We start from the raw sequence: 26,931 nt of genomic DNA, 5'->3' as shown, positions 1-26,931 counted from the left end.
AAACTATATGTATATTGCACCTTCCATGTTGAGTGCCGATTTTAATAACCTAGCCCAATCTATTCGAATGGTTGAAGAGGCTGGGGCTGACTACCTACACATTGATATTATGGATGGGGATTTTGTACCCAACATTTCCTTTGGGCCTATGCTCTATCAAGGCTTGCGCGCTCAATCTAAGCTAGTCTTTGATGTTCACATGATGGTGACCAATCCTGAACGCTATGTGGACCAAGTGGTCAAGGCGGGCGCTGATGTGGTGACTGTTCATGTGGAGGCGACACCTCATATCCACCGAGCCCTTCAATTAATTAAGGCAGCAGGTGCCAAGGCGGGCGTTGTCATTAATCCAGGCACGTCAGTTGCGGCCATTGAAGCAGTTCTGGGTCAAGTTGATCAGGTCTTGGTTATGACAGTTAACCCAGGTTTTGGTGGCCAGGCCTTTATTCCCGCAACCTTGGACAAAGTCCGCCAATTGGCTGATTTGCGTCAAAAACAAGGCTATAGTTATCTAATTGAAGTTGACGGTGGGGTGAATGACAAGACGGCTGCTGACTGTCTAGCGGCGGGCGCAGATATCCTAGTAGCAGGTTCTTACGTCTTCGGGCATTCAGATCCAGTCCAAGCGATTCAGACGCTCAAAGACTTAGCTTAGGTAGAATAGGAAGTAGGGGGCAGTCTAAGTGGCAACAGCATGTGTCATTGTCTGTGGGGGTGGACCTAATCCAGCCCTTGATCAGATTGAGAATTTAATCCAAGCCTATGACCAAGTCTATTTTGTAGGGGCTGATCGTGGAGCTTTAAGATTAGTCAAAGCAGGTTATGTGCTAGATGTGGCTTTGGGCGACTTTGATTCGGTGTCAGAAGAAGAGCGTCAAGTCATTGAGGCGCACAGTCAGGAATTTCAAGCCTTTCCTAGCGAGAAGGACGATACCGATGGTCATTTGGCCTTAGACCTGGCCATGAACCGCTGGCCGGAGGCTGATTATGTAGCGCTTGGTTTTCTAGGCGAAAGGGGTGGGCGACTGGACCATTTCTTGGCTAATATCTGGCTGGCCCATCAGCCACGCTTCCAAGCAGGTTTGTCTCGTCTGACCTTGCTGGAGGCTCACCACAAGGTACGTTTCTTAGAGCCGGGGCAGCATGTTTTGGCCTATGAGCCCTGTCTCTATCTATCAGTCATTAGCTTGACACCAGTGCAAGGCCTGACTATTCAAGGCGCCAAGTACACCTTGCCGGCAACTGATTATGCTAGTCCCCAATCCCTGATTAGCAACGAATATAAAGCCAGTCAGGAGCCTGTGGAAATTGCCTTTGAGTCGGGTCTAGTCATGATTTTCTGGGTCAACCAAGTCTAAAAACCGAAAAAATCCCCCTCAAATACTTGTCAAATGAGGGAAAATATGATAAATTAGTTCAGTATGATAAAGCAGAGACATTAAGCTCCTGCAGCGAAAAGGAGGAAACAAGAATGGCTAAAGAATGTTATTTCACTGGGCGTAAAGCTCGTTCAGGTAACACTCGTTCAAAAGCGATGAACAAAACAAAACGTCGTTTCGGCGCTAACTTACAAAAAGTACGCATCTTAGTAGATGGCGAACCTAAGAAAGTTTGGGTTTCTGCTCGTGCTTTAAAATCAGGTAAAGTAGAACGCGTTTAATAGCGATGATCCCAGTCCCTTGGATTGGGGCTTTTTTTTGAGTAAGACCTCCTCTGTCTAGACAAGTATAGAAGACAGTCCCCCAGTTTGGAATGGTCTTTATCTTAATGAGTGCACAATCAAGCATTTTATGCTAAAATAGATATGATATATTAGATGTGAGGAGGAAATCGCATGACAATCAAAATCCAAACACCCAATGGACAAGTGTCCCTAACCCAAGATGTGATTTCAACAGTTGTCGGCACTGCCGTAACAGATAACTACGGTGTGGTCGGAATGGTAAGTAAGAACTTCTTCCGTGATAACTTAATTGAGATTCTAGGACAGGAGAACTACTCCAAAGGGGTTGTTATCACCCAACATGGGGATGACGTTCTAGTAGATGTCTACATCTTAGTGTCTTACGGGACTAAGATCTCAGTTATCTGCCAAAACATTCAACAAGCCGTGAAATACAGTGTTGAACAATTGCTGGGCTTCGAAGTCAGCTATGTCAATGTTCACGTACAAGGCGTAAAAATTGATTAAGTCAACCGTATAGAACGGTAAGGAGGATAAAAATTGGAATTGAAACAATTAACGGCAAAAGAGTTTGTGCCTATGGTTGTAGCCGGAGCGGAACGCTTAACATCCAATGTCGAATTAATTAACTCACTCAACGTATTCCCTGTGCCAGATGGCGATACCGGGACTAACATGAACATGACCTTCGTTTCTGGAGCGGAAAACCTCAAATCCAGTCAAGCAAGTCACGTCGGTGAATTAGCGGGCGCCTTAGCCAAGGGACTTTTGATGGGGGCGCGTGGTAACTCTGGGGTTATCTTATCTCAGATTTTCCGTGGTTTCTCACAAGCGATTAAGGAAGAAGAAGTCTTAGACGCTAAGCATTTTGCCCAAGCCTTCTTAGGTGGGGTTGAATCAGCCTATAAGGCAGTTATGAAACCTGTCGAAGGGACTATTTTGACGGTTGCCCGTGAATCTGCTTTGCGCGGTGAGAAGGCAGCTGAGAAGACCGATAACATTGTTGAAGTTATGAAAGCTATTGTCGAAGGCGCTCAATTGGCCTTAGACAAGACACCTGAATTATTGCCAGTCTTGAAACAAGTGGGCGTAGTAGACTCTGGTGGTAAAGGCTTGCTCTGCGTCTATGAAGGTTTCTTGTCATCCTTGACAGGAGAGACCGTAGTAGAAGTTAAGGCAGCTCCTGCAGCTCCTGGCCACTCTCACGCTATGTTCGAAGATGGCAATGAGCCACCAATGGCCTTAGAAGATATTACCTTTGGCTACTGTACAGAAATCATGGTACGCATTGGTCAAGGCCCAACTGTTGAGAAGGCCTTTGACTATGACGCTTTCCGTAGCACCCTCAACACCAAAGGGGATTCCCTCTTGGTAGTAGCGGACGATGAAATCGTCAAGGTTCACATCCATACTGAAAACCCAGGCGAAATTATGCAATTGGGTCAAGAATTTGGGGAACTGATCAAAATCAAAGTCGACAACATGCGTGAACAAGTCCGTGGCTTAGAAGCGGAAGAACATGCTATGAAGGAAGCCCCAGCAGCGGCTGCACCAAAAGTTCCTTATGCGATTATTGCGGTAGCAGCAGGTGAAGGTGTGGGTCAACTCTTCACTGACCTAGGGGTTGCCAAAGTCTTGGCCGGTGGCCAAACCATGAACCCTTCAACTGAAGATTTCGTTAAAGCTATTGAAGCAGTCAATGCAGAACAAATCATCCTCTTGCCTAACAACAAGAACATCATCATGGCAGCTGAACAAGCAGCCCAAGTAGCGGAAGTGCCAACCGTTGTGGTACCAACCACTACAATCCCTCAAGGGATTACGGCTATGATGGCCTTCGATGCAAGCTTAGATTTAGCAGCCAATGGGGCCCAAATGAATGAGTCACGTGATTTCGTCCAATCTGGCCAAATTACTTACTCCATTCGTGACACCGAGATTGATGGCGTGTCCATCAAGAAGGATGACTACCTAGGCTTAGTTAACAACAAGATTGTCTTGTCCTTGCCTGATTTGAAGGATGCCCTCTTGGCAACCTTAGAAGCTATGGTGGATGAAGACTCTGAGTTGGCAACTATTATTGTCGGGGAAGAAGGAACTACTGAATTAGCAGATGAGGTCGCAGAGCTCTTAACTGACAAATTCAATGACTTAGAAGTTGAAATCGTCCAAGGGGACCAACCAGTTTACCACTACATGATGTCAGTGGAATAATCAAATCAGTTAAAAGACTAAGGCTCATGCCTTGGTCTTTTTCTATGCCCGAGCGAGCTTGGAATCCAGCTTGAATAGTCGCTATCTGGCTATGAAGATGTTATAATAATGAGACAGACAAGCAGAAAGGAGGGGGCTTATGGGACTTAATTGGTTAGACAGCATTGATCATCTCAAGGGAGTGGGACCCGCGCGAGTTAAGCTCTTCCAACAGGTCGGCGTCTCCACTGTTCGCGACCTCATGTTTCATTTTCCCTTCCGCTTTGAATCGGTAGCCGTGCGTCCTTTGGCGACCATCCTTGATCAGGAGAAGGTCACCCTTAAGGGCAAGGTCGTGACCCCACCTGTGGTAGCCTACTTTGGTGGCAAGAAGAGCCGGGTTTCTTTCAAGCTGGCGGTCAATGACCACGAAATTATCATTGTCTCCTTCTTCAATCAACCCTATCTTAAGCAAGCCATCCAGCTAGGGCAGGAGCGAGCCATTTATGGCAAATGGCAATCCAATCGCCAGACCCTACTGGGTATGAAGCTGATTCAAGTAGCTCAGGAAGGCCAGGACTTTGCGCCAGTTTACCATGCTACTAAGGGCCTTAAGCAGAGCGCCATTGTGACTAGTATTGCAGCTTCCTTCAATCAGTATCAGGAGGCCATCCCAGAGGTCTTACCTCAACACCTCAACGACCAGTATCGGCTCTTAGATTTGCCTTTGGCCCTCTATGCCATGCATTTTCCGGCTGATCAAGAACAGCATCATCAGGCTACACGGAAAATTATCTATCAGGAGTTTTTCCTCTACCAATGGCGTCTGCAAGCGGCCCTTAAGCAGCATGAAACAGAGCCAGGCATCCAGATTCATTATGACAATGACCAGCTTAAGACGTGGATCGGACGTTTGCCTTATGAGCTAACTCAAGCACAGAAGCAGGTAGTCAATGAAATCTGTCGTGACCTTATGGCCCAGCACCCTATGCGGCGCATGGTGCAGGGGGACGTTGGGAGCGGGAAAACCCTAGTAGCCTTTCTGGCTATTTTAGCTAGCTTAAGTGGAGGCTTCCAGTCAGCCCTCATGGCGCCGACTGAGATTCTAGCTAAACAGCATGCCCAGTCTTTCAACCAGCTCTTTGCCTCCATGGGGATAGAAGCCGCGCTCTTGACCAGTGCCATGACAGCCAAGGCCAAGCAAGCAGTCTTAGATGGCTTGGCTAATGGGCAGATTCAGGTGGTCATCGGGACTCATGCCTTGATCCAAGAAACGGTCAAATTCAAGCAACTTGGCTTGGTTATCATTGACGAGCAACATCGCTTTGGGGTTGGTCAGCGCCAAGCCCTAGTAGATAAAAATGACAAAATAGCCGTCAACCTACTCCAAATGACCGCAACGCCTATTCCACGTTCCCTAGCCATGACCCTCTATGGCGAGATGCACGTCTCCACCATTGATCAGTTACCTAAGGGCCGTCAGCCTATCACGACCCGTTGGCTCAAGGAAGATCAATTAGAGGAACTAGAAGACCATGTGGCCCAAGAATTAGAGGCCGGACACCAGGTCTACTATGTGCTCCCTCTGATTGAGAGTTCTGAACACTTGGAGCAGATAGAGAACGTGCTAGAGGTGGCAGACCGCTTGGCAGACCGCTTCCCAAGCTTTAAGGTCGATGTCTTACACGGCCAACTTAATAAGGAAGAGCAAGAAGCCGTCATGGACCGCTTCAAGCAAAATCAGGTCCAGATTCTCGTGGCGACCACCATGGTGGAAGTCGGAGTTGACGTGCCCAATGCCACCATTATGGTCATTCAGTCAGCCGAGCGCTTTGGCTTGGCCCAGCTCCATCAGTTGCGTGGGCGAGTAGGGCGGAGCCAGCTTGCCAGTTATTGTTACCTGATTGGCAGTCCTTCAACTGAACAGGGTAAGGAGCGACTTAAGATTATGGTGGACCACCAAGATGGTTTCCTGATTAGCCGTGAAGATTTGAAGATTCGCGGTATGGGGGACTTAATGGGCCGCAGCCAAAGTGGTTTGCCTGAATTCCACTATGCTAATTTGATTGAAGACGAAAAAATCTTAACAGTTGCCCGCAAGGATGTTCAGGACTTACTCAAGCATCCAGAACGCCTATCGGAAGCCGAATGGCAGGCGCTTAATCAATGGAGTCAGACGCAAGCGATTGAGGTCTAGCCAAACTGCCAGATTCTCATCTAGGTTGACGGCTTGGCAGGGACTTGTTATGATGAAAGCACGAGAATTGGTATAGCGATTGCCAAATATTGATAGATATGATTAGTTTATAAGGAGGAAGACAAGGAATGATTAGAATTGCAGTAGATGCCATGGGCGGGGATTTCGCGCCTGAATCAGCCGTAAAAGGGGTAAATCTTGCCATTGCAGCCTTCGATAACATCGAAGTGCTCTTATTTGGCGACCAAGATAAAATTCGCCCATATTTAGAAGCGACAGCGCGGGTCGAAATCATCCATACCCCAGAAAAAATCAATGGGGATGACGAGCCAGTGCGTGCTATTCGCAAGAAGAAGAATGCCTCCATGGTATTAGCGGCGCAAGCAGTCAAGGAAGGCCAAGCTGATGCCTTGCTGTCAGCAGGTAACACCGGGGCCCTCTTAGCCAGTGGCTTACTGATTGTGGGACGGATTAAGAATATTGATCGTCCAGGCCTTATGCCAGTCTTACCAACTGCTTCTAGTCAGCATCCTTACTTGGTCTTGATGGATGCCGGTGCTAACGCTGACTGCAAGCCAGTCAACTTACTGCAATTTGCGGTTCTAGCTAACTTTTATGCCCAACGTGTCCTGGGCATCGCCCAGCCTAAGATTGGACTACTTAACAATGGGACTGAAGCTACCAAGGGTAATGAACTATCTAAGGCGGCCTATGAACTCTTGGCTGCTGAGACTAGCCTAGACTTCTACGGCAACGTGGAGACTAAGACCTTGCTAGACGGACCGGTTGATATTGTGGTCACCGACGGCTTCACCGGAAATGCTGTCTTGAAGACCTTAGAAGGCACCTCCAAAACCCTCTTTGGCCTGATTAAATCCCAATTATTGGGTGGTGGGCTTAAGACTAAATTAGGAGCCCTCTTAGTCAAAGACGCCTTATCTGGCCTCCGCGACAACTTTGATGATACCAAACAGGGTGGGGCAGTCCTCTTAGGGGTCAAGGCGCCAGTCATTAAAGCCCATGGCTCTTCTAACGAACAAGCCATCTTCAATGCTATTCGTCAGGCTCGCACGATTGTGGAATCTGGTATTATCCAGGAAGCAACTGACTACTTCGGTCAGGAGCAACCAGCTCAAACAGAAGAATAGTCTTATTCGGCCAGGCCATGTTAGCCTGGTCTTTTTGCATATCAAAAGAAGTTCGGGGTACATCAAAAAGCTTGAAAAATGATTGAGGAATAAAAAAATAAAAAGAAAAGATGATCGGCAGTTTAGGTTAAATAGGTAATCCTATGACGTATCATCGCCATCTTGCTTTTCAATATGCATATCCTATTTCTGGTTAACCCATAATAGGCTATGCATATTGAAAAACAGGATTATTATAATGGCCTCTTGATGACTGATTGATGGCGGATAAAAAGGTAATTTTTAGCTTTATTAGGAATGATTTTGAAGATATCGCTTACTTGGTCGCAATCATGGGCAAAGTCTAAGCAAGTTTTGAGGGATAAATGAGAAGAATGAGAGATTTCATAATTTTCTCTGCCAAAACCATGGACAATTGGCTTAAAACTTAGTAAAATAAGGAAGTGTAGATTTTATGTCATATTGAACGGAGGTGCATGGATGCCCCAGACCCAGGAAGTTTTCCAAACAGTCCAGCGATTGATTGTTGAACGATTTGGTTTAACTGAAGACAAGGTCACCAATGAGATGACCTTTGAAGATCTCGGTGCAGACTCAATTGACGTCTTCGAACTGATTATGGAGCTCGAGGACACCTTTAGTGTTCAATTTGAGGATAGTCGTATTGAAGCCCTTAAGAATGTAGGCGATGTGGTCACTTATATCGACCAGCTTACTCCCTAAGAACTGAAAAGACGATGAAGTCAGCACGCTCTATCTATGCAGTGCTACTTTTTTTACTTAGATGAAGACATAAAACATGATCACGAATGGAGGAACTAGAATGGATAACGAAAAAGTTATTCTAGATGTAAAGGACTTACACGTTGGATTCCGCGTTAAGGATACCTTCTACAATGCAGTAGACGGCGTTAGCTTTACCTTATCAAAGAATGAAAAATTAGCCATTGTTGGGGAGTCAGGCTGTGGGAAGTCAACTCTTGCCACTTCAATCATTGGTTTGCATAATCCTCGCAATACTAAGATTGAAGGCCAAATTAACTACCGTGGCGATAACTTAATAGAATATACTGAGAATCAATATAACAAAATCCGTGGGAACGATATTGGGATGATCTTCCAAGACCCATTGGCATCGCTCAACCCATTGATGACCATCGCAGCTCAAATTGATGAAGCCCTCTACTACCACACCAAACTCAACAAGGAAGAACGTCAAAAACGCGTCTTAGAGCTCTTGGATCAAGTAGGGATTGTTAACCCAGAGCGGACTGCTCGTCAGTACCCACACGAATTATCTGGGGGGATGCGTCAGCGGGTTATCATCGCCATTGCCTTGGCATGTAAGCCACCGATTATTATTGCCGATGAACCGACTACCGCTTTGGACGTGACTATTCAAGCTCAAATCTTGGACTTGATGAACGACATCCAGAAGGAGACCGAAGCAGGGATTATCCTCATTACTCACGACTTAGGGGTCGTAGCTGAGACAGCTGACCGCGTAGCCGTGATGTATGCCGGTCAATTCGTTGAGATTGCACCTGTTGAAGAACTCTTCAACAATCCGCAACATCCATATACACGTTCACTCTTGCGTTCAATTCCGCAAACCAGTGAATTAGAAGGTGGCTCTGATAAGCTTCACGTCATTCAAGGGGCGGTACCACCATTAACTAAGATGATTCGGACAGGCTGTCGTTTCGCGCCACGTATTCCTTGGATTGCGGAAGACGCCCACGAAGAAAACCCAGGCTTACATGAAGTATCACCAGGGCACTTTGTCCGTTGTACTTGTTACAAACATTTCCATTTTGAAGGGGAGGAGAACTAATGGCTGAATTTATGCGCATTGAGGACCTAAAGGTCCACTATCCTATTCGGTCTGGTTTCCTGAACCGTGTGACCGACTATGTCTATGCTGTAGACGGCGTCAACTTGACCTTAGAAGAAGGGAAGACTTATGGCTTGGTTGGTGAATCAGGTTCTGGTAAGTCTACCATCGGGAAGGCCATCATTGGTTTAGAGAAGATTACCTCAGGGAAAATCTACTATGAGGGTGAAGAAGTCTCTAAAGCAGCGCGTCATCGCCGTTCTAACTACCGTCACAACGTGCAAATGATCTTCCAAGATTCCCTCTCTAGCTTCAACCCTAAACGTCGGATTACCGACATCTTAGGGGAGCCAATGCGGAACTTCCTCAGCTTAACACCTGATGAAGAGAAGAAGCGCAAGTTGGAGCTCTTAGATATCGTAGGGTTATCGGAAGAAGCACTCTACAAGTACCCACATGAGTTCTCTGGTGGTCAACGTCAACGGATTGGGGTAGCACGTGCTGTAGCCCTCAACCCTAAATTAGTGATTGCCGATGAGCCTGTTTCTGCCTTGGACTTATCTGTTCAAGCCCAAGTTCTTAACTTCATGAAGCAGATTCAAGAAGAATATAATGTTAGTTATCTCTTCGTTTCGCACGACTTAGGTGTCGTTAAGCATATGTGTGATGAGATTGCTATTATGTACCGTGGTCGCTTCACTGAGTATGGAACACGTGATGATATCTATAATGACGCACGTCACATTTATACCCGTCGCCTCTTGTCGGCTATTCCAGAAATGAACCCTAATAATCGTGAGCAAAACAAGCTTAATCGTTTACGGGTCGAAAAGGAATACAGTGAAAATGCGTCGCTTTATTATGACGAAAACGGTCGAGTGTATGACCTTAAACCAGTTTCTGAGACCCACTTAACGGCTCTTCGAACTGTAGACACTAATAAAGGAGGCGAGCTCTAAAATGTGGAAAGTGATATTTAGACGTTTGTTACTGATGATTCCGCAACTTTTGGCGCTCAGTGTTCTGATTTTCGTTATGGCTGAGTTAATGCCAGGGGATCCTTTGACTGGTTTGGTTGATCCAAAAATATCCGCTGAACAAATTGAAGCTATGCGGGTAAAATTAGGTTTGAACCAACCGCTTTGGAAACGATACATCGACTGGATGGTTGGTATGTTCCATGGTGATTTTGGGCGTTCCTTTGCCCACAAACAGCCTGTAACGGCTATTATTGCCCAACGCATTTGGCCAACGGTATGGTTGTCTCTATTCACAACAATTATCACCTACATGATTGCCTTACCATTAGGGATCTTGTCAGGGCGTTATAGTGGTGGTTGGTTTGATAAAGTTGTTAACTTTTACAACTTTTTAACCTTCTCTATCCCTAGTTTTGTTTTAGGCCTATTCTTCCTTTGGTTATTTGGCTATACTTTAGGTTGGTTCCCAACACGTGGTACAGTTGGAGCTGGCTTGCAACCTGGTACTTTGGACTATGTATTGTCTCGTATCTACCATATGATTCTACCTGCCTTTACTTTGGCCGTTTTAAGTACAACTTCGACTATCCAATGGTTACGCTCTGGGATTGTAGATGCTAAAGCAGATGACTATGTTCGGACTGCTCGTGCAAAAGGTGTGCCAGAACGTGTTGTATATAACAAACACATCCTTCGAAACGCGTTATTACCAATTGCAGCATTCTTTGGTTACGAGCTTACTGGGCTCTTTGGCGGGGCAATGATTACTGAGCAAATCTTTACTTATCAAGGGATGGGGCAGTTATTCATTACTTCAGTTTCTGGACGCGACTATAGTGTTATGATTACCCTAGTATTGTTCTATGGCTTCTTGACACTACTTGGTGGTCTCTTGTCCGATATTATCATGGTATTCGTAGATCCACGAGTACGGTTAGATTAGGAGGTGAGAGAGTATGACAAAAGATAAAAGCGCAAAATTAGCTAAAACAAAAAATAAAGATCCAGAATCTCTCCCACCAATGGGCTTTGAGGTCATTCGTCGTGAATTCATGAAGGATAAGCTAGCCTTGTTTTCATTATTAGTATTGATTGCAATCTTCTTGTTCCTTTATGTCGCTCCATATTTCTTGAATTTGGAGTCTGCAACCAAAGTTCAGATTTTTAACCGTTACACAACGCCTGGTTCAGTAGTAGATGGACATACATATGTTCTTGGCGCGGATGAAGGTGGTCGTGATGTCCTAGGACAGTTAATTTTGGGTGGTCGTAACTCTGTCTCGATTGCCTTAATTGTTACTGGCTTGCAAATGGTTATTGGGGTAATCTTAGGTTTAATATCAGGTTACTATGGCGGTCGTGTTGACAATGTCATTATGCGAGTGGTTGACTTCTTCTTAATCATTCCAACGATAGTTCTGATAATTGCAATTGGGACAATTTATAAGAGTAATGATATCTATGGCCTATCCTTGACTATTGGTTTCTTAGGATGGATGGGGGTTGCTCGATTAATTAGAACGAGAACCTTAAGTGAAGCATCCAAAGATTACATTAGTGCGTCTAAGACTATGGGAACCTATGACTGGAAGATTATGTTGTTTGAACTTCTCCCAAATATTTCTTCTATCGTTATTACGCGTTTAGTATTAGCTTTGGCAGGTAATATTGGGTTAGAAACAGGGCTATCTTTCTTAGGGTTTGGTTTGCCAATCGGTACGCCATCACTAGGGACCTTGATTGGGGCTGCTAAGACTGCGGATATTATCGAGAATAAACAATGGGTATGGCTACCTGCTGCACTCTTCATTCTTGTTATGATGCTCTGTATTAACTATGTAGGTCAAGCTTTACAGCGTACAACTGACGCTCGTCAACGTTTAGGTTAATAGAAAAACTGAGCCTTAGGGCTCAGTTTTTTTGTGCTTAATTTTAAGTCTATGCTCCAAGGCTAAGGGGATGACATGATAATGTCATATAGCCATTCGCTATAGTAGCTTATAGTAAAAGTATCTTTGACTATCACTAATAAAAGTCTTAAACTAGTCCCTAACATATCTTTTAGCCCTAAGGAGGTTGACTTATGACTAGAATCAAGACTATTTTTCGTTCCTTACTCGCGCTAGGACTCACGACTAGCACGCTCCTTACAGCTCAGCAGGCCACTATATCAGCGCAAGAAGTAAGCCTTAATCCTGCCATTGAACAGAAACTAAGTATTCCTGCTCCGTCTGAGTTGGCCACCTTGGATTCAGGCCTCTATTCAGATATCGCCAGCATGGATGTCATTGGGCAAGTTTTTGAAGGTCTCTATCGAATTAAGAATGCGCAAGAAGTGGAACTGGGGCAGGCAGCTTCCGTTAAGGTCAGTGAGGATGGCTTAACCCACACCTTCACTCTACGCGATGACATTTATTGGTCCAATGGTGATCCAGTCAAGGCACAAGACTTTGAGTTGGCCTTCCGCCGTCTAGCGGATCGTCAAGCTGGTACGAGCGTGACTTCGATTGAAATTCTTAAGAATGGGGCGGCTATCCGCAATGGTGACAAGCCTGTCGAAGAATTAGGGGTCAAGGCTATTGATGACAAAACTCTGGAACTAACCTTGGAATACCCAGTGCCGGCTTTGGCTAAGATTCTAACTGGTTCGCGTTACATGCCGATTAATAAAACCTTCTTCCAAGAAAAAGGGGATAGTTATGGGACCACAGCAGATAATGTGGTGACTAATGGGCCCTTCACGATTCAAGGATGGAATGGGACCAACCTCGAGTGGGACTTAGTTAAGAATCCTCAATACTGGGATGCCAGTCATGTTTATCTGACTCAGGTGCACCAACAAGTCATTAAGGAGAATTCGACTGGGGCAGATTTATTTGATAGTAATCAGTTGGACTTCACAACCTTGTCCGACCAATTTGTCCAAGAATACTCAGGTGCGCCAGACTTCCACAGTATTCCCAAAGCGACAATCGGTTATCTGAGTTTCAACACGACTCGTCCAACAACAGGCAATGCAGCTCTCCGTCGGGCTATTGCCCAGGCATTTGATAAGCAAGTTTACGCTGATTCCGTTATTCAGGATGGTTCTCAGCCGCTCAACAACTTAGTGCCTAAAGCCTTCGACGTCAATGAGGCTGGTGAAGATTACCAAGAGCAGGCTGGACCCATGTTGACCTACGATGTCCAAGCAGCACAAGCTGATTGGGCTAAGGCTAAGGAAGAACTAGGCCAAGAGACCATTGAGTTACAACTCTTAACGTCAGATGTAGGCCTCTCCAAACGAACAGCTGAATTCCTCAAGGAAGAGCTGGAGAAAAATTTACCAGGTCTCAAGTTAAGCGTCCTTTCGGTGCCACTTAAGAACCGTCTAGAAATTCAACGCAAGCTAGACTACGATATTTTCTATGGGACTTGGACGCCTGAATATCAGGATGCGGTTAACTTTATTGAACAGTACAAGACAGGTGGCGGGACTAACTTCGCCAAATATGCTAATCCTGAATTTGATAAATTAGTCGAATTAGCACGCAATGACTATGCTAAAGATCCTGCTAAGCGTCGCGAGACCTTAATTGAGGCAGAGAAAATCTTAGTTAAAGAAGATGGCGTGGTCGCCCCTATCTATCAAGCCAGTGCAGCCTACTTACTCAAGCCAAAGGTTAAGCAATTTGAAGTATTGCCGTTTGGCCGCTCCAATAACTTACGTCCAGTTTATATTGATGAGTAGGGACAAGAAGACTAAGAGCCTTGCATGTATTTAAGGATGATTTGTCTACCAAAATCCACTTTCTCAGGCCAAATATAGTCAGATTTGACCTAAATAAATTTTTCCCTACAAAAACATGAATATAAAGTGAGAAATTTATAATAAAACGCTTGCTATTGCCCATAAAAAAGGGTAGAATAAGGGCATATAAAAATATTATCCATTGGGGGTACAATATGAAGAAGTCTATGAAGAAGAGCTTAGCTTTAGTAGCTGCTGCTTTTACTGTAGCTGGTGCTTTTGCGCCAACCTTAGCTCACGCTGAAGGTGTTAATTTACCAGAAGTGGTAGATAACGAAGGCACACCAATTTCGGGTGGAACTTTGAAAGTTGCCTTAGTAGGGGACCCATTTGCGGGTGTCTTAAGCCAACTCTATTATTCAACTGGTCCAGATGGAGATGTCGTTGATAACTTTACAACTGGTTTATACAGTTATGATGAGAACTTTGTCATCACTAATGATGGTTTTGCAAAGCTGACCTTTGATAAGGACAACAAAAAAGTAACCATCAAAATCCCTGAAAATACTAAGTGGGATGATGGTGAACCATTGACTATCGATGACGTAATTTACCCTTACTATGTAGTAGGGCACAAGGACTACACAGGGATTCGTTATGGCGATGACTTTGAGAACGTTGTAGGGATGGCAGAATACCATGAAGGTAAAGCTGAAGAAATCTCGGGTCTTAAGCGTGTTGATGACTGGACCTTAGAAGTATCCTACAAGGAATTCCCAGCTGGTATGTTACAAGCAGGGGGCGGTGTTTCTCAATATATCGCACCAAAGCATGTTCTTGAGAAAATTCCAGTTGCTGAACAAGAAGATTCAGATGCAGTTCGTAAGAACCCAGTAGGGAACGGTCCTTTCCGTGTTAAATCGGTTACACCAGGGGAATCTGTTACTTTCGAGGCCAACGAATACTACTACAAAGGTAAGCCAAAAGTTGACGGCATGCAATTAGATGTAGTCAACCCTTCAACTGCTGTTTCTGAAATGAAGGCGGGTAACTACGACATTGCTAAGTTGACTTCAGACGAATACCCAACCTACGCAGATGCAACTAACTTCAAGACCTTAGGTCACTGGCAAAACGCTATGAGCTACATCGGTTTCAAGATGGGTAAATGGAACGCTGATAAGAAGGAAGTTGAGTACGACCCAAGTCGCGTTGTCTCTAATAAAGCTCTCCGTCAAGCTATGGGTTATGCCGTTGATAACGACGCAATTGGCAAGAAGTTCTACAACGGTTTGCGTACACGTGCCAACACCACTATTCCACCTGTCTTTAAGGGCTACAACGATGGTTCTATCGAAGGTTACACCTACCAACCAGAAAAATCTAAGCAAATCCTTGCCGATGCTGGTTTCGTCGACAAAGACGGTGACGGCTTCGTAGAAGATCCAAACGGTAAGAGCTTTACCCTTAAGTTTGCTTCTATGCAAGGGGGCGCAACTGCTGAACCAATCGCTCAATACTACATCGATTCTTGGAAACAAGTAGGGATTAACGTAGAATTAGTAGACGGTCGTCTCATGGAATTCAACGCCTTCTATGACTTACTCAAGACTGATGGTGACGTTGATGTTTATCAAGCAGCCTTCGGTGTAGGTGGGGATCCAAACCCAATTAACTTGTTTGGTCGTAAGGCAGCCTTCAACTATACTCGTTGGGCAACTGAAGAGAATGACAAGCTCTTGGATGCGTTAGGTTCTACTGAATCCTTTGACGAAGCCTTCCGTAAGAAAGCCTTCACTGACTGGCAAACATACTTCACTGAAGAAGCACCAGTTATCCCAACCCTCTTCCGTCAAGAGTTAGTGTCTGTTAACAACCGTGTGAAGCATTTTGACTTCAAAGTGGGTTCAACATTTGACCTCTCTGAAATTGAATTAACTGCTGATCAACCAGCTAAATAATTCCGATGGAAGATAAAAGACTAGGACATTTGTCCTAGTCTTTTTTATGTCTAGCTAAGTGAGAGACGACTTCTCGCCACAAAAAAATAGAAGAGCATTAAGTCTCTTTTGGAAATCGTTACCATATCTTTTATGAAGGGATTCATCAAAGGTTTAATATGAGTATATGATAAGCCGAAGATGAGAAAACAATGAAGAAATCTCTTGCTATTTTCTCAGTTATCAGTTATAGTATCCTTAATCGTAATGACTAAGCCAATATGAAGGAGGAAATCTTATGAAAAGTCGTATTAGCAAGTCCTTGACTGCATTGGTAGCGGGATTGTCTGTAGTTGGCGTGTTGGCCCCTTGGGCTAGTGCTCAGGCCCAAGATGCTAATTTATCTACAGTAATCGATAATGAAGGGACGCCAATCTCAGGTGGGACCCTCAAGTATGCCATGGTTGGGGATCCATTCTCAGGTGTCTTATCACCACTCTATACCAGCAACAGCAAGGACAGCGACATCGTAGGCATGTTCTCACCTAACTTGTTTGGGAACGACGCCAACTATAAGTTAGACGACTCTGGCTTTGGTAAAATTAAGTTCGACAAAGATAACAAGAAGGTAACCATCACCATTCCGCAAGGAACCAAATGGGATGATGGCGAGCCAGTAACCATTGAGGATGTCATTTATCCTTACTATGTCATTGGTCATAAGGACTATACCGGTGTCCGTTACGGTTCTGACTTCCAAAATGTCGTAGGGATGGAAGAGTATCACGCAGGTACCACTGATACCATCTCTGGTTTGAAGAAGGTGGACGACTATACCTTAGAAGTCACCTATAAAGAATTCTCTAACTCCATGCTACAAGCTTGGGGCGGGGTAAGTAACTACATCGTGCCTAAACATGCATTTGAAAATATCCCAATCAAGGATCAAGTGGACAGTGATGTGGTGCGTAAGAAACCAGTTGGTTTTGGGCCTTTCAAAGTTAAGTCCATTACGCCTGGCGAATCCGTTATTTTAGAAGCAAATGAATACTACTACAAGGGTAAACCTAAGATTGACACAGTACAAATGGATGTGGTCAACTCATCAACCGCTGTCTCTGAGATGAAAGCCGGTAACTATGATATTGCTAGTCTCCCTGCGGATGCCTACAGCACCTATAAGGATGCCACGAACTTCAAGACTATTGGCCAAGTAGAGAATACGGTCCAATACCTGGGTTTCCACTTAGGTAAATGGAATGCTGATAAGCAAGAAGTTGAAGTGGATGAAAGCAAGGTTATTAATAATAAGAGCCTTCGTCAAGCCATGGGCTATGCTGTGGACAATGGCGCTATCGGTCAGCGTTTCTATGAAGGGTTACGTTGGCAAGCTAACTCACCAATTCCACCAACCTTCAAGGATATTGCGGACAGCAGTCGTGAAGGCTATACCTACCAACCAGAAAAAGCTAAACAAATCTTGGCTGATGCAGGTTTTGTGGACAAGGATGGCGATGGTTTCGTAGAAGATCCTAAGGGTAATCAATTTAGCCTCAAGTACTTGGCTATGTCAGGGACTGATGTGGCTGAGCCAATTGCCCAATATTATGTAGATGCTTGGAAGCAAGTCGGCATTAACGTCGAACTCTATGAAGGTCGTTTGCATGAGTTTAACTCCTTCTACGATCTCTTAGGGACAGATGCAGACATTGATGTCTTCTCAGCAGCTATGGGCTTCGGTGGGGATCCAAACCCAGCCTTTATGTTTGGTCGCAACGCCCAATTCAACTATATGCGTTATGCTAGTGATCAAAATGATAGCTTACTCAAAGACATCCGCTCTGATGCTTCCTTTGACGCGGATTACCGTAAGGAAGCCTTCAAGAAATGGCAAGACTTCATTATGGATGAAGTCCCAATGGTGCCAACCCTCTATCGTTACCAGTTAACATCCTTTAACAACCGGATTAAGCACTATGATGCAACTCCAGGGGTTGACTTCGACTGGAACCAAGTAGAGTTAACAGCAGATTCACCAATAAAAGAATAAGTAAACGAAAAGGCTGGGAATATCCCAGCCTTTCTTCTTTTGACAGGGTAAAAACAGTAGTGAAAATGGCCATTTGATGGCTTTCAAAAGAAAAAGATGATACGTAAATTAAAAAACGGTGAAAAAACTATTGCTTTTTCATAGGAATAGGAGTATAGTAAACTCAATCATAAAATGATACCTATGTTTGGAGGAGAAAAACATGAACAAAACCTTTAGAAAAAATCTTGCCCTCATGGCCACGGCCTTATCAGTCAGCGCCATTATGTGGCCTTCAGCTATTGCCGTGGCTGAAGGCGCCAATCTACCATTATCAGTGACTAACGAAGGAACTGCGATTGATGGTGGAGTATTCAAATATGCCTTAGTTGGGGATCCCTTCTCTGGTGCACTCAGCAGCCTCTATGCTGAGAAATCTAATGACATGACCATTACTGGTTTTATCAACCCAGGCCTCTACGGTTCTGATGGTGACTATAAGATTGACGATTCTGGTTTGGCTAAACTGACCTTCGATCAAGCTAACAAGAAAGTCACCATCAAGATCCCGGAAGGTGTGACCTGGACTGATGGCCAGCCCCTTACCATTGAAGACGTCATCTACCCTTACTACGTGGTAGGGCACAAGGACTATACCGGTATCCGTTATGGTTCTGACTTCAAGAATGTGGTTGGTATGGAAGACTACCATGAAGGTAAGTCTGACACCATCTCTGGTCTTAAGAAGGTAGATGATTACACCTTAGAGATTAGCTACAAGGAATTCTCAGCTTCCATGCTTCAGGCGGGTGGTGGGGTATCCTCCTACGTAGAACCTAAACATATCTTAGAGAAGACCCCAATCAAGGATCTTGAAGATAGCGAACAAGTTCGGACTAATCCAATCGGCTTTGGTCCTTTCAAAGTTAAATCCATCACCCCAGGTGAGTCCGTTGTCTTCGAACGTAATGACAACTACTACAAAGGTAAGCCAAAAGTAGCAGGCCTACAAGTCGATGTGGTCAACGCTTCAACGGCTGTGTCAGAAATGAAGGCTGGTAACTATGACTACGCGGCCTTGCCTGAAGAGACTTACAGCACTTATAAAGATGCAAGCAACTTCAAGACCTTAGGTCGATTGACCAACGTCTACAGCTACATTGGCTTCCACGTTGGGACTTGGAATAAGGAAAAAGAACAAGTCCAACCAGATGACAGCAAGCCAGTGTCCAATAAAGCGCTCCGTCAAGCCATGGCTTATGCGATTGACAATGATGCCATTGGCAAACGTTTCTACGAAGGCTTACGGGTACGAGCTAACTCTCCAATTCCATCCATGTTTGCAAGCTACAATGATGGTAGTATCGAAGGTTACACCTACCAACCAGAGAAGGCCAAACAAATCTTGGCTGATGCCGGTTTCGTCGATAAGGATGGCGATGGTTTTGTAGAAGATCCTAATGGCAAGAGCTTCAAGCTGACCTTCGCTGCCATGTCAGGTTCTGATGTGGCCGAGCCTATCACTCAATACTATCTTGATGCCTGGAAGCAAATCGGGGTTAATATTGAACTCTATGAAGGTCGTTTGCTTGAGTTTAACGCCTTCTACGATCTCTTAGATAGCGATGCTGATATTGATGTCTTCCAAGCTGCCATGGGGGTAGGGGGCGACCCTAACCCATCTAGCCAATTTGGTCGTGACAACCAGTTCAACATGATGCGTTGGGCAACTGAAGAGAATGATAAGCTCTTAGCAGCAATTAACTCTGACGCTGCCTTCGAAGATTCAGCCCGTAAGAAAGCCTATGATGATTGGCAAAAATACGTCATCGATGAAGCACCGGTTATTCCAACTCTCTACCGTCACTCACTCGTGTCAATCAACAACCGGGTTAAGAACTTTGATATTACCCTGGGTTCTGGCACTGAATGGCAAGATGTTGAATTGACTGCTGATCAACCTGTCAAAGAATAAAACACAAAAAGATGCAATGACTTTCCAGTCTTGCATCTTTTTTGCTTGATTAAAAATAGGCTAGGATTATGAGTGATAATCCTAGCCTAGGGCAGTAGCCAAATTATTTAATTGGTTCGTCAGCAGTTAATTCTAACTGTTCAATCCCGAAGCTTGAGCCGTTCGCAACATCATAGTGTTTAACACGGTTGTTGACAGAACGAATACCGTAACGGTAGAGGTAAGGAATTGCAGGAAGCTCCTCGTTGGTGTAAGCTTGCCATGCATGGAAGGCTTCCTTACGGTAGGCTTCATCGAAGGCCTTGTCAGAAGAGAGGGCATCTAACAATTCTTCGTTCTTATCATCAGCCCAACGTTCGTAGTTGAATGGTGCTTTCTTACTATAGAAACCAGTTGGATTTGGGTCACCACCGGTACCCCAAGCCCCTTCAAAGACATCAAATGATTGATCATCGCTGCGGAGCATATCAGCATAGGAGTTAAAGTCATAGAGACGACCGTCTAACAATTCGACATTAATCCCCACTTGCTTCCAAGAGTCAACGAAGTAGGACCAGAGTGGTTCAGCAATATCGCTAGAACTACGAGCTAAGAATTTGAGGGTGAATGGCTTACCGTTAGGATCTTCTATGAAGCCGTCGCCATCTTTATCTACAAAGCCCGCATCAGCTAAGATTTGTTTAGATTTTTCTGGGTCATAAGTGAAGCCAGGAAGATCTGAAGCGTGCACGCTCTTGAAGAGGGAAGGAATCAAGGTGTTAGCACGGAAGCGGAGGCCGCTGAAGAAGCGTTGACCGACAGCGTCTGCATCGAAGGCGTAAGCCATGGCTTGACGTAAAGCCTTATTTTGGATGACCTTGCTAGGGTCCATCTCAACTTCTTCCTTATCCTTGTTCCAGCTACCGAACTTGAAGCCGATGTAGGAATAGGTGTTTTCAACTGTCCCAATGGTCTTGAAGTTGGAGGCATCTTTAAAGGTATCGTATGCATCAGTTGGTAATTCAGCTAAGTCGTAGTTACCAGCCTTCATTTCAGCAACGGCAGTAGATGGGTTGACCACCTCAATGACAGCACCGTCAACTTTTGGTTTGCCCTTGAAGTAGTATTCGTTGGATTCTAAGACAATGGCTTCACCTGGCGTGATGGATTTAACGCGGAATGGCCCCATGCCGACTGGATTGACACGTACTTGGTCGCTATCAGCAATATCCTTAATGGCAATTTTGTCATAAATATGTTTAGGTTCTACGTATGGAGAGATCCCACCCCCAACTTGCTTCATAGAAGCAGAGAAGGTCTTGTAGCTAATTTCAAGCGTGTAATCGTCAATCTTCTTGAGACCTGAGATGGTGTCGGATTTGCCGTCATGGTAGTCTTCGATCCCGACAACGTTCTTGAAGTCATCCCCATAGCGGATACCTGTGTAGTCCTTATTGGCGATGATATAGTAAGGCGCGATGACGTCATCGATAGTAAGAGGTTGACCATCTGACCATTTTTGGTCTTTACGAATGGTGATGGTAACTTTCTTGTTCTCAGGATCTAGTTTGGCACTTGCTAAACCAGTATCCTTAATTTGAAGGTTTTCGTCATATTCGAAAAGCCCAGTGTTGATGTAGCCTTCCACGACGCTTAAGTCAGTCGATTGGTCAGCCACTAGAGAGCTGAAGGCACCAGAAAATGGCTCGCCAGCTACCGCCGCAATTTTCAAAGTCCCACCTTGAATAGGGGTTCCTTCGTTGTCGACACTTGTTTCAAGCGAAACTTGTGCATTAACTGCAGGGCTGAAGGTCCCTGCCAAGGTAAAGGCAGCCAAGCCTAAAATCGCTGCTTTACGCAGTACGGAATGATTCATGTATATCCCTCCACAAAATAATTAATTGTAAGATACTGTAACAGTTTACTCCTATTTTCAAGCCTTTTCAAGGCAATGTAAGCGAATAGTTTATGTTAAATAACTATTAGGTCTTATAGTTTTAAGTTATAGCTTGACTTCCCTTTGTCAAAAGGGGGGCAAACGTGATAAAATAGATAGGATGATACAGAGGAGGTGAATGGCGATGAATCGGACCATTCGTGTAATAGAGAAGCAGTTGAATCTGACTTTCAAAAAGCCGGAATTAATTCAACAGGCCTTTCGCCATACATCCTATGCAAATGAACAAGCCAGACGCCACTTACCACATTATGAGCGTTTGGAATTTTTGGGCGATGCCGTCTTAGAACTGTTATCCAGTGAATTTCTCTATCACAGCTATCCAAACTTACCCGAAGGTAAATTAACCCGCATGAGAGCCCAAATCGTGCAAGAGAAGAGCTTGGCCTACTTGGCTCGCCAATTAAAATTTAACCAATTCCTTCAACTGGGTAAGGGGGAGGAGTTGAGCGGAGGTCGGGAGCGTGACTCGATCTTAGCCGACTGCTTCGAAGCGGTTCTGGGCGCAATCTATGAAGATCAGGGACTAGAGGTCGCCAAAGACTATCTCAACCGGGTTATGTTCAGTCAACACCAGCTCTTGCTGGGCAGAGTAACTCAAGACCACAAGACCCTCTTCCAAGAGCGAGTTCAAAAGCAAGGGACGGTCCAGATTGACTATCGCCTCAAAGATAAGCAGGGTCCTGCCCACGACCAAATTTTCACCGTCGAGCTCTATGTTAATGACCAACATATTGCCACTGGCCAAGGTTCCAGCAAGAAGCAAGCTGAAATGCAGGCGGCTGAGCTGGGGATGGCATCCGTAGATCCCAAAACCGGCAGCCTCAAGTTGCCAGATTCAACACTTAGAAAGGGAGGTTAAGCCTTGTATTTAGCACGTATTGAAATGACAGGTTTTAAGTCTTTTGCCGACAAGACTGTCATTGAATTTGACCGCGGGATGACGGCGGTCGTCGGCCCTAACGGGTCGGGCAAGTCTAACCTCTCGGAAGCTATCCGTTGGGTCTTAGGGGAGCAATCCGCTAAGAGCTTACGGGGCAATAAGATGGAGGACGTCATCTTTAACGGGACCCAAGCCCGTAAGGCGGTCAACCTAGCCAAAGTTACCTTGGTCCTCAATAACGAAGACCGATACTTGGACTATGATTTTAGCGAAATTTCCATTACGCGTTCCTACAACCGTAATGGGGAATCCCAGTACTTCATTAATAATGAGGCGGTCCGACTCAAGGATATCGTCGATTTACTTCTAGACTCTGGTTTGGGTAAGAACAGCTTTGCTATGATTTCCCAAGGTAAGGTGGAATCCATCTTCCTCAATAAGCCGGAAGAACGCCGCTCTATTTTTGAAGAGGCGGCAGGAGTTCAGAAGTACCAGTTCCGTAAGCAGGAAGCCGAGCGCAAACTCAGCAAATCCAGTGACCATCTTAGCCGGGTGCGGGACATTATTCATGAGTTGGAGCTCCAACTTAAGCCACTCAAGCAACAACAAGAAGCGGCCTTGCTTTATTTGGAACAGAAGGAAGCCCTCAAGCAATTAGAGATTTCCCTCTATGTCTATCAGGTTGAACAATATCGTGATGCCTGGCAAGCGGCCAAGGCTAAGAATCAGGCCGTTAGCCAAGAATTAGCTCAAGTAACTGCCCAGTTAGAGGCCTTAACCGCCCAACTGGAGCAAGAACAAGCTAGCTTAGAAGATTATATCCAGCAGATTGAGCAAGCCTCAGAGCGCAACCAAGCTCAGGTTCAAGTCATTGAACAGACCAGGGCCAAGCAACAAATGCTGGACCAACAAATCCAGTTCAACACCTCCAATTTACATGAGAAGCAACTAAGCTACCAACAACATCAGGCGGAGGCTCAAACCCTAACTGAGCGCCTATCAGCCTTGAAGGAAGAAGAAGGCAAGGTTCAGTTGGAAATGGCAGAAATCAAGCAACATCTGGCCAAGCTGGAATCCGAGCGATCCAGTCTTGCGGGTCTTTCAGAAGACCAGGCCGAGCGCCTGCGAGCAGACTTAATTGATGCCTATCAGGCTGAAGCCAGTGCTAAGAACCAGTTGGCTCACCAAGAACAAATTAAGCAACAAGCCCAAGCACGTCTGGCTCATTACCAGGCTCAGGCTGCTCAAGCACAAGCGGATCAAGGAGACTTAGAGAGTCAATACCTTGAGGCTCAGGAACGCTACGAAAGCAGTCGTGAGACTCAAGCCAGTGCTCGCCAAGTCTTCCAGACTCTGAATGAACAGTTGCGTCAAGGCAATAGCCAACGTGAAGCCTTGCAGGCCAAACTCTTCCAATTTGAGCGCCAAAGCCAGATGCTGGATGCTAAGGTTCAATCCTTGGCCCAACTCCAAGCCGACTATGCGGGTTATTACGCAGGCGTCAAAGCCATTATGAAGCGTAAAAAGCAATTGCAGGGAATTGAAGGGACAGTGGCAGACCTGATTAAGGTGCCGGCTGACTATCAAGTAGCCATTGATACGGCCCTAGGTGCTAGTGTCCAACACGTAGTCGTAACAGATGATGCGGCTGCTCGGGCGGCCATTGCCTACCTTAAGCAAGCCCAAGCAGGGCGTGCTACCTTCCTGCCTCGTGCTAGCATGAAGGCCCGCCATCTAGGCGCTGGACAAATCCAAACAGCTAGTCAGACTACTGGTTTTATTGGCCTAGCTTCTGATTTAGTGGAGTATGATCCAGTGAACCAGATAATTGTGGCCAATTTGCTGGGGACTACCTTAGTCTGTGACCGTATCGAAGCGGCCCAAAGCCTTGCCAAAGCCCTTAAGCATCAGGTCAAGATTGTAACCCTGGATGGAGAAGTCCTCATGCCGGGTGGTTCCATCACCGGTGGACGCCAGAAGCAACAAACTAGCTCCATGTTAGCTCGTAACCAAGAGTATGAAGCAGCCAAGGCCGACTTGGCGCAAGTCATCAAAGACCGAGCTCAGGCGGAAGCTGAATGGCAAGCTTTCCAAGTCCAAATTCAAGACTTGCAGGGGCAGGTGGAAGCCGCTCGACTTAGCATGAGTCAGGCGGATTTAGCCTTCCAACAAGCCCAAGAAGGCTTAGGTCACTTGGCCAGCCAAGTCAAGCATCAATCTCAACATCAATTGATTGCCCAAGACGAAGTCAGTCAGCTAAGCCAGACTATTGCCAATGCGGAAGCCCACTATGCACAAGCTCAGGAAGACTTAGTAGCGGCTCAAGCGGCCATTGCCCGTCTCAGTCAGGATTTACAACAATTGAACTTGAGCGAAGAGGATCGTCAACAGCAACTACAAGTTCTAGATGCCTCGCTATCCCATTACCGGACTCAAGAAGCCGTTAAGCAAGTAGAAGTGCGGCAGTTGCGACATGACCTGGCAACAGCTAAGAGTCAATTAGAGGAACGTCAGAATTTTCTTATGCAGTATGAGAATCTGGCAGACCAGAATACTGCCGATTTAGCCGAATTAGAGCGTCAATCGGCTGATTTGCTAGAGCAATTAGCGGACTTAGAGGCCACGGCTCAGGAGCAACAAGCGGAACTGGCAGCATTAAGAGAAGCGCGGCGGGTTCTCAACGAGGCCTATCGGGCTCATGAACAAGAAGATCGCCAACTTCAGGGTCAGCTTCAACAACTTTATAAGGATGAAGCACGAGCACAGGCTCAGATTGAGAAAAATGAATCCCTGATTGATTCTCACTTGGATTATTTAAGCCAAGAATATCAACTGACCTATGAAGCAGCCAAGACAGAAGCTAGTCAGCTAGAAGATGCTAGTCAAGTTAGCCAACAAGTTAAGCAGATTAAGCGTCAAATTGACAATTTAGGTCCCATTAACTTGGCAGCCATTGACGATTATGCTGCCCTAGATGAGCGTTACACTCATTTACGGGAGCAAGAAACCGATCTGCTGACTGCTATGGGACAATTACAAGAAACCATGGATGAGATGGATGCGGAAGTAATCAAGCGATTCAGCGAGGCCTTCCATCAAATCAACCAACAATTCCAGAAAATCTTTAAGAAACTCTTTGCTGGTGGGGAAGCCGCCCTGCAATTGACTGATCCAAGTGATTTGTTGACAACAGGGATTGACATTATTGCTCAACCGCCAGGCAAGCGTAAGCAGCATCTAGCCCTCCTATCCGGGGGCGAGCGGGCCTTTACTGCCATTGCGCTCTTGTTTGCCATTCTGGAGACGCGTCCTGTTCCCTTCTGTGTCTTGGACGAAGTGGAGGCGGCCTTGGATGATGCCAACGTCTTCCGTTATGGCCAATATTTGCAGAACTTTACTGAAAATACGCAGTTCATCGTCATTACTCACCGTAAGGGGACTATGGAACATGCCGACGTGCTCTATGGGGTTACCATGGAGCAATCCGGTGTCTCCAAGTTGGCTTCAGTACGTTTGAGTGAAGCCAACTACGACTAAGTATTAGATTCAAACCTATTTATAGAAGGAGGAAGGCTATGATTAAGCTAATTGCCATTGACCTCGATGGTACCTTACTCAATGCTCAAAAAGAAGTATCCCAGGCTAACCGCCAGGCACTAGCCTATGCTAAATCCAAGGGGGTCAAGGTGGTGCTCTGTACTGGCCGACCTTACTTTGCCATGAAACATTTCCTAGCTGATTTAGGCTTGGTAGACCCAGAAGATTACATTGTGACCTTCAACGGTGGTATGGTCCAAAAGGCTCAGGATGGCCAGGTATTAGTCTCTAATACTCTAGGGACATCAGATGTCTTGGCTTGGTATCAAGTGACACAAAATTTGGATTTACCAATTAATGTCATTGATGCCGATCGTCTCTATGAGCCGACTGCCTATCCGGTAGGCTATCCATCCCTCTATTTGGAAAATGTCACTAATGTGCCGAGTGTGGTCCAAGACTACAAGACCTTTGATCCAGATCATGCCTTTAATAAATTCGTCATTGTCACCACTCAGGAACATTTGGATGCTCAAATTCCTAAGTTGGATCCGGATTTCAAGGACCAATACGCTGTTTTCAAGTCACGCTCCTTCTTCCTTGAAGTCATGAAAAAAGGCGTCAGCAAGGGTGATACCCTAGCTAAATTAGGGGAACTCTTAGATATTAGTCCGCAAGAAATGATGACCATGGGCGACCAGGAAAACGACCTGTCTATGATTGAATTAGCAGGTCTAGGCGTAGCCATGGGCAATGCTACTGAACAAGTTAAGGCGTCTGCCCAATATGTCTCCTTAACTAATGAGGAAGATGGCGTGGCTCACGCTATTCATAAATTTATTGTGTAAACCAAAAGTCAGCTAAG

20 protein-coding genes are annotated in these 26,931 nt (G+C 45.4%); 19 read left to right on the top strand and 1 reads right to left on the bottom strand.

From position 1 onward, the window contains the following. Nucleotides 1–7 precede the first annotated feature (7 nt). The 16 genes from rpe to GCWU000182_RS00490 all read left to right on the top strand — a co-directional run bounded on the left by rpe (nt 8) and on the right by GCWU000182_RS00490 (nt 19,710). A complete protein-coding gene (rpe, locus tag GCWU000182_RS00565) occupies nt 8–655 on the top strand; it encodes a ribulose-phosphate 3-epimerase (protein ID WP_023390777.1) in 648 nt (215 codons plus the stop codon). 28 nt (nt 656–683) lie between these two features. After that, complete coding sequence (locus GCWU000182_RS00560; protein ID WP_023390776.1) at nt 684–1,358, top strand: thiamine diphosphokinase; 675 nt, start codon at nt 684–686, stop codon at nt 1,356–1,358. 113 nt (nt 1,359–1,471) lie between these two features. After that, nucleotides 1,472–1,660 carry a 50S ribosomal protein L28 gene (gene rpmB, locus GCWU000182_RS00555; RefSeq protein WP_023390775.1) on the top strand — a complete coding sequence of 63 codons (189 nt, stop codon included), beginning with the start codon at nt 1,472–1,474 and terminating at the stop codon, nt 1,658–1,660. 174 nt (nt 1,661–1,834) lie between these two features. Next, on the top strand, nt 1,835–2,191 hold the full coding sequence (locus GCWU000182_RS00550) for an Asp23/Gls24 family envelope stress response protein (RefSeq protein WP_023390773.1): 357 nt from the start codon (nt 1,835–1,837) through the stop codon (nt 2,189–2,191). Nucleotides 2,192–2,224: 33 nt separating this feature from the next. After that, a complete protein-coding gene (locus GCWU000182_RS00545) occupies nt 2,225–3,898 on the top strand; it encodes a DAK2 domain-containing protein (RefSeq protein WP_023390772.1) in 1,674 nt (557 codons plus the stop codon). A gap of 139 nt (nt 3,899–4,037) precedes the next feature. After that, complete coding sequence (gene recG / locus GCWU000182_RS00540; RefSeq protein ID WP_023390771.1) at nt 4,038–6,074, top strand: ATP-dependent DNA helicase RecG; 2,037 nt, start codon at nt 4,038–4,040, stop codon at nt 6,072–6,074. 128 nt (nt 6,075–6,202) lie between these two features. After that, nucleotides 6,203–7,222, top strand: coding sequence for a phosphate acyltransferase PlsX (gene plsX, locus GCWU000182_RS00535; protein ID WP_023390770.1), 1,020 nt, complete (start codon nt 6,203–6,205; stop codon nt 7,220–7,222). A gap of 480 nt (nt 7,223–7,702) precedes the next feature. Beyond that, a complete protein-coding gene (gene acpP / locus GCWU000182_RS00530; RefSeq protein WP_023390769.1) occupies nt 7,703–7,945 on the top strand; it encodes an acyl carrier protein in 243 nt (80 codons plus the stop codon). Nucleotides 7,946–8,045: 100 nt separating this feature from the next. Continuing rightward, nucleotides 8,046–9,056, top strand: a complete 1,011-nt coding sequence (locus tag GCWU000182_RS00525; protein WP_035363807.1) for an ABC transporter ATP-binding protein — start codon at nt 8,046–8,048, stop codon at nt 9,054–9,056. Beyond that, nucleotides 9,056–10,015 (top strand): ATP-binding cassette domain-containing protein, encoded by a 960-nt coding sequence (locus tag GCWU000182_RS00520; protein ID WP_023390767.1) that lies wholly within the window; start codon nt 9,056–9,058, stop codon nt 10,013–10,015. Before GCWU000182_RS00525 ends, GCWU000182_RS00520 begins: the two co-directional genes overlap by 1 nt. Nucleotide 10,016: 1 nt before the next feature. Continuing rightward, nucleotides 10,017–10,979: an oligopeptide ABC transporter permease gene (gene opp4B / locus GCWU000182_RS00515; RefSeq protein ID WP_023390766.1), complete on the top strand. Its 963-nt coding sequence runs from the start codon at nt 10,017–10,019 to the stop codon at nt 10,977–10,979. 13 nt (nt 10,980–10,992) lie between these two features. Then, complete coding sequence (locus tag GCWU000182_RS00510) at nt 10,993–11,925, top strand: ABC transporter permease (RefSeq protein WP_023390765.1); 933 nt, start codon at nt 10,993–10,995, stop codon at nt 11,923–11,925. A gap of 194 nt (nt 11,926–12,119) precedes the next feature. Beyond that, the gene (locus tag GCWU000182_RS00505) at nt 12,120–13,766 is read left to right on the top strand and encodes a peptide ABC transporter substrate-binding protein (protein WP_023390764.1); all 1,647 of its coding nucleotides are present in this window, start codon (nt 12,120–12,122) and stop codon (nt 13,764–13,766) included. Between the two features lie 215 nt (nt 13,767–13,981). Further along, nucleotides 13,982–15,727 carry an oligopeptide ABC transporter substrate-binding protein gene (locus GCWU000182_RS00500; protein WP_023390763.1) on the top strand — a complete coding sequence of 582 codons (1,746 nt, stop codon included), beginning with the start codon at nt 13,982–13,984 and terminating at the stop codon, nt 15,725–15,727. Nucleotides 15,728–16,004: 277 nt separating this feature from the next. Further along, nucleotides 16,005–17,756: an oligopeptide ABC transporter substrate-binding protein gene (locus tag GCWU000182_RS00495; RefSeq protein ID WP_023390762.1), complete on the top strand. Its 1,752-nt coding sequence runs from the start codon at nt 16,005–16,007 to the stop codon at nt 17,754–17,756. Between the two features lie 202 nt (nt 17,757–17,958). Further along, nucleotides 17,959–19,710: an oligopeptide ABC transporter substrate-binding protein gene (locus GCWU000182_RS00490; protein WP_023390761.1), complete on the top strand. Its 1,752-nt coding sequence runs from the start codon at nt 17,959–17,961 to the stop codon at nt 19,708–19,710. A gap of 103 nt (nt 19,711–19,813) precedes the next feature. Here GCWU000182_RS00490 and GCWU000182_RS00485 read toward each other — a convergent pair whose 3' ends face one another. Next, nucleotides 19,814–21,565 carry an oligopeptide ABC transporter substrate-binding protein gene (locus GCWU000182_RS00485; RefSeq protein ID WP_023390760.1) on the bottom strand — a complete coding sequence of 584 codons (1,752 nt, stop codon included), beginning with the start codon at nt 21,563–21,565 and terminating at the stop codon, nt 19,814–19,816. Between the two features lie 205 nt (nt 21,566–21,770). Between GCWU000182_RS00485 and rnc the strand changes: the two genes are divergently transcribed. From rnc to GCWU000182_RS00470, 3 genes are read left to right on the top strand one after another with little or no spacing between them, the layout of a single operon-like run. Beyond that, entirely contained in the window at nt 21,771–22,508 is a 738-nt protein-coding gene (gene rnc / locus GCWU000182_RS00480) for a ribonuclease III (protein ID WP_051372904.1), read from the top strand. A 3-nt stretch (nt 22,509–22,511) separates the two neighbouring features. Then, nucleotides 22,512–26,066: a chromosome segregation protein SMC gene (gene smc / locus GCWU000182_RS00475; RefSeq protein ID WP_035363804.1), complete on the top strand. Its 3,555-nt coding sequence runs from the start codon at nt 22,512–22,514 to the stop codon at nt 26,064–26,066. Between the two features lie 38 nt (nt 26,067–26,104). Beyond that, nucleotides 26,105–26,914, top strand: a complete 810-nt coding sequence (locus tag GCWU000182_RS00470; RefSeq protein ID WP_023390757.1) for a Cof-type HAD-IIB family hydrolase — start codon at nt 26,105–26,107, stop codon at nt 26,912–26,914. Nucleotides 26,915–26,931 lie beyond the last annotated feature (17 nt).

It is taken from the genome of Abiotrophia defectiva ATCC 49176 (assembly GCF_000160075.2).
GTDB lineage: Bacteria > Bacillota > Bacilli > Lactobacillales > Aerococcaceae > Abiotrophia > Abiotrophia defectiva.
This window is presented reverse-complemented; position numbering and strand designations above follow the sequence as displayed.

Bases quoted from the DNA above. Each gene is read 5' to 3' on its own strand.
- rpe (WP_023390777.1), top strand. From the start codon at position 8: ATGTATATTGCACCTTCCATGTTGAGTGCCGATTTTAATAACCTAGCC.
- rpmB (WP_023390775.1), top strand. From the start codon at position 1,472: ATGGCTAAAGAATGTTATTTCACTGGGCGTAAAGCTCGTTCAGGTAAC.
- GCWU000182_RS00550 (WP_023390773.1), top strand. From the start codon at position 1,835: ATGACAATCAAAATCCAAACACCCAATGGACAAGTGTCCCTAACCCAA.
- recG (WP_023390771.1), top strand. From the start codon at position 4,038: ATGGGACTTAATTGGTTAGACAGCATTGATCATCTCAAGGGAGTGGGA.
- plsX (WP_023390770.1), top strand. From the start codon at position 6,203: ATGATTAGAATTGCAGTAGATGCCATGGGCGGGGATTTCGCGCCTGAA.
- acpP (WP_023390769.1), top strand. From the start codon at position 7,703: ATGCCCCAGACCCAGGAAGTTTTCCAAACAGTCCAGCGATTGATTGTT.
- GCWU000182_RS00525 (WP_035363807.1), top strand. From the start codon at position 8,046: ATGGATAACGAAAAAGTTATTCTAGATGTAAAGGACTTACACGTTGGA.
- GCWU000182_RS00520 (WP_023390767.1), top strand. From the start codon at position 9,056: ATGGCTGAATTTATGCGCATTGAGGACCTAAAGGTCCACTATCCTATT.
- opp4B (WP_023390766.1), top strand. From the start codon at position 10,017: ATGTGGAAAGTGATATTTAGACGTTTGTTACTGATGATTCCGCAACTT.
- GCWU000182_RS00510 (WP_023390765.1), top strand. From the start codon at position 10,993: ATGACAAAAGATAAAAGCGCAAAATTAGCTAAAACAAAAAATAAAGAT.
- GCWU000182_RS00505 (WP_023390764.1), top strand. From the start codon at position 12,120: ATGACTAGAATCAAGACTATTTTTCGTTCCTTACTCGCGCTAGGACTC.
- GCWU000182_RS00500 (WP_023390763.1), top strand. From the start codon at position 13,982: ATGAAGAAGTCTATGAAGAAGAGCTTAGCTTTAGTAGCTGCTGCTTTT.
- GCWU000182_RS00495 (WP_023390762.1), top strand. From the start codon at position 16,005: ATGAAAAGTCGTATTAGCAAGTCCTTGACTGCATTGGTAGCGGGATTG.
- GCWU000182_RS00490 (WP_023390761.1), top strand. From the start codon at position 17,959: ATGAACAAAACCTTTAGAAAAAATCTTGCCCTCATGGCCACGGCCTTA.
- GCWU000182_RS00485 (WP_023390760.1), bottom strand. From the start codon at position 21,565: ATGAATCATTCCGTACTGCGTAAAGCAGCGATTTTAGGCTTGGCTGCC.
- rnc (WP_051372904.1), top strand. From the start codon at position 21,771: ATGAATCGGACCATTCGTGTAATAGAGAAGCAGTTGAATCTGACTTTC.
- GCWU000182_RS00470 (WP_023390757.1), top strand. From the start codon at position 26,105: ATGATTAAGCTAATTGCCATTGACCTCGATGGTACCTTACTCAATGCT.